The organism is Bradyrhizobium sp. (assembly GCF_049519115.1).
In the GTDB taxonomy this organism is placed as follows: Bacteria; Pseudomonadota; Alphaproteobacteria; order Rhizobiales; family Xanthobacteraceae; genus Bradyrhizobium.
Map to the genome: position 1 here is coordinate 59931 of NZ_JBEKRB010000032.1, position 11149 is coordinate 71079.

Below are 11149 nucleotides of genomic sequence, written 5' to 3' on the forward strand. Positions count from 1 at the left end.
CCCGGTTACCCACGATGAGTATTCAGCCTGTTTTCGACGAACATTGAATAGCGAGACATTCCAAAACAAAACACGAAATAGATCATTCCGGCAAAGGCAAAGCCCGTAAACAGCGTCGTCGGCGTTGCCCAGACCGGATCGGCGAACGAGGCATGCACCTGTCCCAACAGGTCGAACAGCGCCACGATCGATACCAGCGAGGTGTCCTTGAACAGTCCGATAAAGCTGTTGACGAGCCCGGGAATGACGTGGCGCAGCGCCTGCGGCATCACGATCAACGCGGTGGTCTTCCACCAGGAGAGGCCGATGGCGCTTGCCGCTTCGCCCTGCCCGCGTGGGATCGCCTGTAATCCGCCGCGGATGACCTCAGCTAGATACGCCCCCGAAAACAGCGCGATACCGATCAGGGCGCGAACCAGACCGTCGATCTTGAAATTGCCCGGCAGAAACAGCGGCAGCATATAGGTTGCAAAGAACAGCACGGTGATCAGGGGAACGCCGCGCCAAAATTCGATAAACCCGACCGAGAAGAAGCGGATCAGCGGGATCGTCGAGCGACGGCCCAGCGCCAGCGCAATCCCGATCGGCATGGAAGTGACGATACCGGTGACCGAAACCACCAGCGTCACCAAAAGGCCGCCCCACAGGCCGCTGTCGACAATTGGAAGGCCACCACGGTCGAGACCCATCACCGCGATCACGATGCCGATGCCGGCAAAGGTCGCGATAGCACCAAGCAATATGCGCCATCCGGTGCGAAAACCGCCGCTGAGGAAAAACAGGATCAGCGATACGATCACCGACGTTACCGCGAAATCGACCCATACCGGGCGGGAGGCGCCTTGGATTTGGCCGTTCAGCCGGACCAGCGGCCAGACCAGACCGGAAACCGCCGCGCCTAACAGTACAACGAGTTTACCGAGCCATTGCACCGGCGGCCCGATCACCGCTGTTGCCTCGCCTGCCCTCGCAAGCCTGCCGCCGAGATCGCCGATGCTGTCTGCAAACCCCGATAACAAGTTGGCTGCCCAGTTCATGCCAAAGCCGCTCAGTCCACCGCCGCGAAGCAGAAAGAAAGCGACGACGGGAAACGCGACAAAGAACAGGCCGGCATTGAGTCCCTTGGCCGGCAATCGCGGGATCAACAGCGGCAGCAGCAAAAGGGCCGCAAGCAGGAAAGTCAGGTTGACCCGCCAGCGTTCGGCCTCCGGATAGAAGCCGTAGATGAACTGACTGAATTTCGCAGCCACAAAGGGCCAGCAGGCTCCCACCGCGTGTTCGGCATCTTTAGCGAGACAAACGGTGCGATCCTTACCGTTCCAAACCAGCGTCCATGTCGGAGAAAGTGTTACTGGAGGGACCGCATCGATCAACAGAAATTTGACCGCAGGCACGACGGTAAACCACAGCAGCAGCGCGCTTGCGATCGTCAGCAGGATATTGGTCGGCGAATTGAACAGACGTGCACGCAAGAAACCGACAAAGCCTGTCACCTTGACCGGCGCCGCCCGCTCGGGAAGCAATTCCTGTCGAACGAATGACGATGCGGGATCGCTCATGCGCCCATGCTCCGGCCGATCCGCCAGTTGTAGAAGCTCATGATCGCGCTGGTCACCAGCGAGATCAGAAGATAAACGCCCATCGTGATGCCGATGATTTCAATCGCCTGCCCGGTCTGGTTCAGCGCTGTGCCTGCGAATACCGAGACCAGATCGGGATAGCCAATCGCCACCGCAAGCGATGAGTTCTTGGTGAGGTTGAGATATTGGTTGGTCAACGGCGGCAGGATGACGCGCAGCGCCTGCGGCACCACGATCAGCCGCAAGGTCGCGCCCCGCGACAGCCCAAGCGACGCGCCGGCCTCCATCTGCCCTTTGTGAACCGACAGAATCCCGGCGCGAACGACCTCGGCGATAAAGGCGCCCGTATAGGTCGACAGCGCCAGCGTCAACGCCACGAATTCCGGAATGATCCGCGAACCGCCGGCGAAATTGAATCCTTTGAGCTGAGGTATTTCAAAACTGACGGGAGCGCCAAACGCCAGTGAGGCGATGAGCGGCAGTCCAATCAGCATGCCGACGACGGTGGGCCAGATCGTCATCATCCGGCCGCTCTGAAACAGTTGCCGCTGCGCATAGAATCGCAGCAGCAGCGAAGCTGCGATGGCTATCGAGAGTGCGATCGCAACGGCCTCGAGCCCGGCATGCGGAATCGGCGTTGGAACGACAAGCCCACGATTGGAAAGGAAGAAAAGATCGAACAACGAAATGCTTTGTCTAGGCGGTGGGAGCGCCCCGAGCACGGCGAGATACCAGAACAGGATCTGGAACAGCAGCGGGATGTTGCGCAGCAGTTCGACATAGCCGCCGGAAATTCGCGCCAGAAGCCAGTTCGGCGACAACCGGCCCAGTGCCACCAGGAATCCGATTACGGTCGCAAAGAAGATACCGATAACAGCGACCAGCAGCGTGTTGAGCAGGCCGACAACGAACACGCGCGCATAGGAATCTGATCCGGAATAGGGAATCAGCGTCTGATTGACGTCAAAACCCGCATTGTTGGTCAGAAACCCGAAGCCGGCCGCAATCCGTTGCGACGCCAGATTATTCCGTACGTTGGCGACGATTTCGTAAGCAATCCAGGCGAGCACAACCACGAACACGAGCTGAAGGAAGACCCCTCTCCAGCCCGCGCCGCCACCCAGCACCCGCCGCAGTTTCGCGACAAGCTGCCGCGGCGGTGGTCGTGGCTCGATGCTCATCGTTGCGATGGCTTGGCGCGATCAGCGGATCGGCGGCGCGTATTGAATGCCGCCCTTGTTCCAAAGTTGATTGAGGCCGCGGGCGATCTTCAGCGGCGAACCGGCACCGACGTTGCGATCGAAGGTTTCGCCGTAGTTGCCTGTCGCCTTGACGATCCGGATCACCCAATCCTTGGTCAGGCCGAGCTGTTCGCCGAAATTGCCGTCGGTGCCGAGCACCCGCTTCAATTCCGGTTTGTCGGATTTCGCCATCTCGTCGACGTTCCTTTGAGTGATGCCGAGTTCCTCGGCATCCACCATCGCGAATAACACCCATTTCACCAGGTCGAACCATTGGTCGTCACCATGACGCACCATCGGGCCGAGCGGCTCCTTCGAGATGATCTCCGGAAGTACCACGTGATCGTCAGGACTGGCCATTTTCAGACGGTAGGCATATAGCCCCGAGGCATCGGTGGTGAAGGCGTCGCAGCGTCCAGACTCATAGGCCTTGACGGTCTCGTCTCCGCCGGCAAACGCGACCACCTCATATTTCATGTTGTTGCTTTTGAAGAAGTCGGCGAGATTCTGTTCCGTGGTGGTGCCGGTCTGCACGCAAACCGAGGCGCTGTTCAGTTCTAGGGCTGAATTGACCTTGAGCGATTTTCTCACCATGAAGCCCTGTCCGTCGTAATAGGTCACCCCGGTGAAATTTGCGCCAAGCGTGGTGTCGCGCGACAGCGTCCAGGTGGTGTTGCGCGACAGCACGTCGATTTCGCCGGATTGCAGGGCCGTGAAACGATCTTTGGCGGACAACGGCACGAACTTGATCTTGGTCGGATCGTTGAAGATTGCGGCTGCGACCGCGCGGCAGATGTCGACGTCGATCCCGGTCCAGTTGCCCTTGTCGTCGGGCGACGAGAAGCCCGGCAGCCCCTGACTTACGCCGCAGGCGACCATGCCGCGGTCCTTGACGGTCTTGAGAGTCTGCGCGGTCGCAGACTGGCCCGAAATACCGGTGGCGAGAGCAATGGCAAAGACAAGAGAAGCACGTTTCATGGCGAAGCCTTTCGAAGGTCGTCCGGGAACGATGACTTGTCGACGCAGGCGAAAGTGGGCCAACCCGCCGCCGCAAACGCCGACCCGGACAGGCCACTGGCCCTTATTCCGGCTCGAAGACGAAGCGACGGTCGCAACAGGCCCCCTCAAAGCTGCAGCGAAGTTGTAAACTCTATCACAGAACGACTGGCGGGCCGGGTCAAGGGGTTGACGCCGGTCTTCCCTGCCCTGCTATTAGCCAGAAAGCCGTCTTCCGGTGCTTAGCAAACTTTTCACATTGCCTGGCGGCCGGATCACGATGAAGGAGGCCACTAGAATATGAGCTCCGGCGATGATGAAGGCACCAAGCCGTTGAAAACGGAAACCGCACTGGTGACGGCGGGACGCGACACCAAGGGGCAGAAGGGATTCGTTAATCCACCCGTGGTCCACGGTTCCACCGTGCTTTATCCGACAGCCGGCGATTTGCGCGCCCACCGCGGCGAGTACCGGTATGGCCGCCACGGCACCCCGACGACAAAGGCGCTCCAGCAGGCGTTGATGGCGCTGGAAGGGCCTCAATGCGCGGGCGTCGGCCTAGCTCCATCGGGTGCCGCCGCGATCAGCACTGCCCTCCTCGCGGTTCTGAAATCCGGCGACCATCTTTTGGTCTGCGATAATGCCTACCAGCCGACGCGCAATTTCTGTAATGGCCTGCTGGCTCGCTACGGTGTCGAGACCAGCTATTTCGATCCGCTGATCGGCGCGGGGATCACCAGTCTACTCAAGCCCAACACCCGCGCTGTACTGATCGAGGCGCCCGGGTCGCAATCCTTCGAAATGCCGGATATTCGGGCCATTGCGACCGGCGCGCACGCCCATGGCGCGATCATGATCGATGACAATACCTGGGCAACCCCATTGTTTCATCGCTCGCTGGAGCAAGGTATCGATATCAGCGTTCAGGCTGCCACCAAATATATCGGCGGGCACTCCGACATCATGTTTGGAACCATTTCGGCCAACGTCAGAACGTGGCCAGCGATTACCGAAGCGATCCGGCTGCTTGGAATCTGTGCCGGCCCAGATGATGTCTTTCTTGCGATCCGCGGACTACGAACGCTCGCGGTGCGGCTCGCACAGCACCATCGCTCGGGGCTGGAAATGGCGCAATGGCTTGCCGAACGGCCCGAAGTCTTGCGCGTGCTGCACCCGGCGCTCGAAAGCGATCCCGGTCACGCAATCTGGAAGCGGGATTTCACCGGAGCCTCCGGCTTGTTCAGTATCGTTCTCAAACCGGCTCCCCAAAAAGCCGTCGACGCCATGCTCGACTCGCTCAAGCTGTTCGGCATGGGCTATTCGTGGGGCGGTTTTGAAAGCCTCATCATTCCCTTCGATTGCAGCGGATATCGCACGGCGACGCCATGGACACCGGGCGGACCGACGCTGCGATTACATATCGGTCTTGAGAACGTCGAAGACCTCAAGGCCGATCTTGTCGGCGGATTTGAAGCCTTGCGCGCCGCCTAACGATCCAGCGTCTCCGATTCCTTGGCGCGGTTCTTGAAGATCAGCATCAAGTTGCGGACATAGATGATATTCGAGACCAGTTGTCCGATGATGATCACGGGCTCGCGCTTGACTAGGCCGTAGATCAGCGTCAACAGGCCGCCGCAGATCGAGAAGAACCAGAATGCGAGCGGCACCACGCTTTTTCCTGCCCGCTCGCTTGCGATCCACTGGACCAGGAAACGCGCGGCAAAGGCAAGCTGTGCAATCAGGCCGAAGGCCAGCCAGAAGTCGAACTTGGCGACGAAAATATCGTAGAAATAATTATTGAGGGCCTGGCCGTACTGGATCAGCATCATTTCACCTCGGTGGCAACAGGTGTCGGCTTCTTGCGGCGGATCAGCCACCACACCCCCGCGAGATCCATGATTCCGATCCATAGCCGGTCGAAAAAGCCATAGTTCGACACGCCGGAATGCCTGGGACGGTCGATCACATCGACATAGACGATGTCATAGCCCTCGCGACGCACCAGCGCCGGCAAGAAACGATGCAGGCCATCGAAATAAGGCAGCGCCAGGAACACCTCGCGCCGAAATGCTTTCAGGCCGCAGCCGGTGTCGCGGGTACCGTCATGCAGGATCGAATTGCGCACGGAATTGGCAATGCGTGATTGAATCTTCTTGAAGCCGGTATCCTTGCGACCCACCCTCTGGCCGGCAGCAAGTCCCGTGCGCTCGCCGCCTTGCTCGATGGCTGAGATCAGGGCCGGCAGGAAGGCCGGATTATTCTGGCCGTCGCCGTCAAGCGTGGCCACGATCGCGCCATGCGCAAATCGAACGCCGCTGCGCACCGCAGCCGATTGTCCGGTTGAGGTCGCATGGCGCACCTGGCGCAGATTGGGACGGATTTTCATCGCGGAGGCGAGCCGCTCGGGCGTTGCGTCCGTTGATCCGTCATTGACATAGATGATTTCGTAATTCCAACGGCCATCGAGAGCCGCGGCGATCTCGCCGATCACCGGAGCGATATTTTCGGCCTCGTTGCGCACGGGAACAACGATGGAAACGGCGATGGCGGCTGTGTCAGAGGAAGGCAAATCTCACCCGTTGGGTTGGCCGCGACCGGCCGACGGTTCGCTTCTTATGGGGCCGGTGCCCCGGCGGCAACCCCCTCGAGAGGCCCCTCGGCGACCGGCGAAATGACGCCGCGATCGTCAATCGCAAAGCCCAGGCCGCGCGCCGCGAACCAGTATCGCACGCCCATGCCCCCGATAATCCCGATCGTAGCGCCCGCCACCACGTCACTTGGGTGATGCGCCAGAAGCACAAGACGCGTAAACGCGATCAGAAGCGCATAGGCGATCATCAGGCCCCGCCATCGCGGCCAGATCGCAGCCACGGCAAAGGCCAGCGCAAAGGCCGTGATCGAATGAGCGGATGGGAAGCTGGCGTGAGCTTCGGTTCCCGAAAAAGGAGTGAAGTTGAAGGCGTTGGCCTCGCCGCCAACGAACGGGCGGCCCCGTCCGGCAGTCCATTTCACCAACTCGCCGACGATGAGCGGCACTGATATCGCGAGCACCATGAATTGCAGACGCAAACCGATCGCGAGCAGCCGTTGTCCGCTGGGGCCATGCAGGGCCGGCGCCACTAGCAAAACCGCAAGCAGCAAGACGGCCAACAGCAACACCACGTAATTATCCTTGCCGAAGTCGGTCAAAATGCGAAACGGCCAAAGGCTCGCGGTGCCGCGGGGCGGCATCAGCGCGATTTCCTGCGCATCGAACCAGATGATCAGCGCCGCAATCAGAATGGCCGCCACGGCCGATGTCAGCAGCGCTTGACGTGCCAGTGCCCTTCTCGCCTCCGTGCGATGCGGCTGCGACGGCGCGCTTATCAGTTGCGTGGCCGACGTCGATACGATGGTGGAAAGGCGCGAGAGATAGCCCGTCGATCCCTCGGCGCCGGACTGAAGGGACATCTATTCCGTCCCTTCGGAGCGGAAGATTGCGATCGAAATCGGCCGCCCCTGCGAAATGTTGTAGCCCTCGACGCGAGACGCCAACTCGTAGCGCAGCCCGATCGCTTCAGCGCGCTGGGCAAAGCTGCGCTCTGCTCGTTGCTCGATCAGTGCAAATCGGCAGCTGCCCTGGGCGAGGAAATCGGCCGCGCCCGACCCATCGGTCAAAAGCGTCGAGGTGCCGGTCATGAAGACCAGGCTCGGCTCATGGAAGCCGGCCGCAGCCGCCTTCGGCCCGACGCAGACGACATTACGAAGCGCCCGCGCCACTTCGGCGCTGGGAAATAACGGCGTCAGCGCGGGCACCACGACGCCGTAAATGGCAAACGCCAAAAACAACGCAGCCACCACCGCATTCAGCAGCGAGCGCTCGGCGCGGTTGTCGTCATAGAGCCACCAGGCGAACAACCCGAAGATCAGGGCCGCTGCCACGAAGGGCCACGCCAAAAACACCGGTTGGCGCGTCACAGTTACGGCCCCGATGACGGCAGCAAGCGAGGCAAGCGCGGGAATGGCAAACCACCATGCCGACCCGCGCATGAGCCACGAACGCGACAACACGCGCCGCTCGAGCGCGCCGACGGTGAGGATCGCAATCGCCGGATAGAGCGGCAGGACATAATGCGGCAGCTTGGTCAGCACTGCCTCGAACACGATCCAGGAAGGGATCAACCAAGCGAGCAGAAACTGCGCGCCCGGCTCTCGCCGCGCCCGCCAAACCGCAGGAGCCGCCATCGCCGCCAGTGGCGCGCCGGGCCAGAATGTCAGCCAGAACAGCAGCAAATAGAGACCGGGCGGCATGCCGTGCGATTCCTGCGCCGACAGCTTGCTCAGCATGTCGCCGCCGATTGAATCGGTGAAGAAGGCATCGCCCGCGCGCCAGAAGATCGCGACGAACCACGGCAAGACGAGAACCAGCAGCCAGATCAAGCCCCATACCGGCCGAAGCCGCCAAAGCCACGCGGCCGAGCGATCGAGAATGGCCAGCGTCACGATGGTCAACGCGACGAACATCAGGATCAGCGGCCCCTTGATGAGGATGCCGCCCGCTAACGCCGTCCAGAAAATGGCCGGCCATGTCCAGGGCTGATGAGGAGAATCGTCGCCGCGCTGCCAGGACAGATAAACCCGCGCCAGCGCTCCCATCGCGGCCACCACCGTCAACAGCAGCATCGCGTCGGTCTTGGCGAGCCTTGCCTCGACACCGAGCAGGACTGAACTGGCCATGATCAGTGCGGCGAGAATGGCGCCGCGCCGGGTGACAAACGCAAGCGCCGTCCAGTAGGTCAGCAACATGGCGCCGAACGCGCCGATCAGCGACGGCACCCGGTAAATCCAGATGCGGACCTGCGCACGCGGCAGACCCAACGCGGAAGCGGTTTCGACCGCGACCGCCTGCATCCAGTAAATGCCGACCGGTTTCTTGTAGCGCACGTCGTCCTGAAAGCGGATATCGACCAAATCGCCGCTTTCGACCATTTGCTTGGTCGCCTGTGCAAACCGCGCTTCGTCGCGGTCGATCGGCGGGATGCTGAAGAAGCCGGGTAGGAACAACAAGAATCCGCACAGCATCAGAAGTGCTATGGCGTGGACATTATTCGCGGCTGAAAAATCAAGGAGATCGACGAGACGGCTGCCCCGATCGACCTTTTTTTGAGGTTCGCGTGGCTGTCCAAACCGGGGGCGGGCATAGGTCTCGCTCATCGGTTCCGCATACGCCGAAACCAACGTCGCGACAACCGCTTAGCGAAGCTTTACTGAATTCTGACGACGACTGTGTCCGCCGCACCCTTGGCGTCAATAACCGTCAGTCTGGTAAAGCCCGGACCGGGTGAATCGATTAGACGCTGCCTGCGATTATCAAGTTCCCCGACCGATACACCGTTGACGAGCATGGTGATCGGAAGCACGCCGCCTGCCACTTTTACCGGCATGGCCACAGAAGACGCCCCTGCCCCACCGGAAGCGTCGATCCGGGAACCGTCGAGGGGGAACTGGATATGCGGCGCCCGCTCGCCATCAGTCCGAACCAATTCGCCGATTGGCCGATAGCGCCGCAAAGGGAGCGGTAATTTGGCGTTGCTGGCGATCAGCGTGCCCTTAGGCGGCTTGGGCAAGGCGGCCGGCAGCTTGCCGGTTCGGGCAAAGGCGTCAAACAGGATCGGTGCGGCGGCGGTGCGCCCGACGATACCCGGCGCCGGCGCGCCATCGGGGCGGCCGACCCAGACACCGATGGTGATCCGCCCGTCGAAGCCGATCGACCAAGCGTCGCGGTAGCCATAACTCGTGCCGGTCTTGAAGGCGATCCGGTTATGCACGCCGTTCTCCGGTGGCGGCGTTCCCAACAGAACATTGCCGACCTGCCAGGCGGCGACCTGATCCAGCAACCGCTGCGGCTCCCCTGCCCCCGCATGCTGGTTCTGGATTTCCCGCAACGGCTTGACGTCGCCGAGCCGCGCCAACCCCGAATAGAGTTGCACGAGGTCCTGCAAGGTGATGCCGACGCCGCCGAGACCCATGGCCAATCCCGGGGCTTCGTCTTTCGGCAGCTCAAGGTTGGCGCCCGCCTGCTTAAGACGTGACGAAAGCCGGCTCGCACCAACGCGATCGAGCAGTGCGATCGCGGGCACGTTCAGCGACATTTGCAGCGCCTTGCGTACCGGGACCGTGCCCTGAAACGTCATGTCGAAATTTTCCGGCGCGTAAGAGCCGAAGCGGATCGGCCGGTCGTCGATCAGACTTTCCGGGTGAACAAAGCCGTCCTCAAATGCCAGACCATAGATGAACGGTTTCAGCGTGGATCCCGGCGAGCGCACCGCGCGCGTCATATCAACCTGACCGGCGCGGCGATCGTCGAAATAATCCGGCGAGCCGACCCGGGCGAGCACCTCGCCGCTCGCATTATCGACCGCGAGAATGGCCACCGAGATATTTGGCCCCAAAGTGGCCGCACGGTCGTGCGCGAGCGTTTCAAGCGTCTGCTGCAAGCCAGCGTCGAGCGTCAACGCAATGATGGGATTGTTCTTCACCGACAGCATCGCATTGTCGGCGGAGTGCGGCGCCAGCACCGGCATCGGCTTCCGCAACCTCGGCACAGGAATGGCCTCCGCGCTCGCCGCATCGGCCTCGGAAACCACGCCGTCTTCGACCATGCGATCGAGCACGCGGTCACGCGCGGCTCGCGCGACATTCGGATAGCGGTCGAGCCTGCGGTTCTCCGGTGATTGCGGCAACGCCACCAGCAAGGCCGCTTCCGAAAGCGACAAGCGCTTAGGCTCCTTGCCGAAATAGGCGATCGAGGCGGCGCGAACGCCTTCGAGGTTACCGCCGAACGGCGCCATCGCCAGATACAGATCGAGAATCTGGCCCTTGCTCATTTGCCGCTCGATCTCGATGGCACGAGCGATCTGCCTGAGTTTGGCGGAGATGGAGCGTTGCCGCCGCGGCTCCATCAGCCGGGCCAATTGCATGGTGATGGTAGAACCGCCGGACACGATATGGCCGCGCGTAACCAGTTGAAGAGCTGCGCGGCCAAGCGCGAGAGGATCGACACCGGCGTGGGAATGAAAGCGGCGGTCTTCGTAGGCGAACAACAGCTTGAGATAGGTGGGATCAACATCGGTCGTGGCATTGACCGGCAACCGCCAACGACCATCCGCCATCGCGTAAGCCCGCAGCAGCTTGCCGTGACGGTCGACGATCGTCGTCGAGACTGCGCGCGCCTCCTGAAGCGGCAGCGGTCCGAGCGAGGCCACCCAAGCCGTAACCATCACCGCTAACGTCAGGCCGACTCCAGCCAACGCCATCAGCCCCGTCCGCCTGACGCGGCGAAGGGGCCTGATG

The 11149-nt window shown here is 61.5% G+C and carries 9 protein-coding genes; 1 reads left to right on the top strand and 8 read right to left on the bottom strand.

Features of this window, described 5'->3' with window-relative positions; all coding sequences use genetic code 11:
- Nucleotides 1–5: 5 nt before the first annotated feature.
- The 3 genes from ABSE61_RS22475 to ABSE61_RS22485 are packed head-to-tail and all read right to left on the bottom strand — an operon-like array spanning nt 6 to nt 3799.
- Nucleotides 6–1559 (bottom strand): amino acid ABC transporter permease, encoded by a 1554-nt coding sequence (locus ABSE61_RS22475; RefSeq protein WP_423873333.1) that lies wholly within the window; start codon nt 1557–1559, stop codon nt 6–8.
- Nucleotides 1556–2761 (bottom strand): amino acid ABC transporter permease, encoded by a 1206-nt coding sequence (locus tag ABSE61_RS22480; protein WP_423873334.1) that lies wholly within the window; start codon nt 2759–2761, stop codon nt 1556–1558. The genes ABSE61_RS22475 and ABSE61_RS22480 overlap by 4 nt, the downstream gene beginning before the upstream one ends.
- Nucleotides 2762–2782: 21 nt before the next feature.
- The gene (locus tag ABSE61_RS22485; protein ID WP_423873335.1) at nt 2783–3799 is read right to left on the bottom strand and encodes an amino acid ABC transporter substrate-binding protein; all 1017 of its coding nucleotides are present in this window, start codon (nt 3797–3799) and stop codon (nt 2783–2785) included.
- A gap of 318 nt (nt 3800–4117) precedes the next feature.
- On the opposite strand from ABSE61_RS22485, the gene metC reads away from it, so the two are divergent.
- Nucleotides 4118–5308, top strand: coding sequence for a cystathionine beta-lyase (metC, locus tag ABSE61_RS22490; protein ID WP_423873336.1), 1191 nt, complete (start codon nt 4118–4120; stop codon nt 5306–5308).
- Here metC and ABSE61_RS22495 read toward each other — a convergent pair.
- Genes ABSE61_RS22495 through pbpC form a run of 5 tightly spaced genes read right to left on the bottom strand, consistent with a single transcriptional unit; the run spans nt 5305 to nt 11112 of the window.
- Nucleotides 5305–5643: a lipid-A-disaccharide synthase N-terminal domain-containing protein gene (locus ABSE61_RS22495; protein ID WP_423873382.1), complete on the bottom strand. Its 339-nt coding sequence runs from the start codon at nt 5641–5643 to the stop codon at nt 5305–5307. The two genes, metC and ABSE61_RS22495, sit on opposite strands and share 4 nt — an antisense overlap.
- Nucleotides 5643–6386 (bottom strand): glycosyltransferase family 2 protein, encoded by a 744-nt coding sequence (locus ABSE61_RS22500; protein WP_423873337.1) that lies wholly within the window; start codon nt 6384–6386, stop codon nt 5643–5645. The genes ABSE61_RS22495 and ABSE61_RS22500 overlap by 1 nt, the downstream gene beginning before the upstream one ends.
- 44 nt (nt 6387–6430) lie before the next feature.
- Entirely contained in the window at nt 6431–7267 is an 837-nt protein-coding gene (locus ABSE61_RS22505) for a phosphatase PAP2 family protein (protein ID WP_423873338.1), read from the bottom strand.
- A complete protein-coding gene (locus tag ABSE61_RS22510) occupies nt 7268–9010 on the bottom strand; it encodes an ArnT family glycosyltransferase (protein WP_423873339.1) in 1743 nt (580 codons plus the stop codon). It lies immediately after the preceding gene.
- Nucleotides 9011–9060: 50 nt separating this feature from the next.
- A complete protein-coding gene (pbpC, locus tag ABSE61_RS22515; RefSeq protein WP_423873340.1) occupies nt 9061–11112 on the bottom strand; it encodes a penicillin-binding protein 1C in 2052 nt (683 codons plus the stop codon).
- Between the last annotated feature and the right edge of the window lie 37 nt (nt 11113–11149).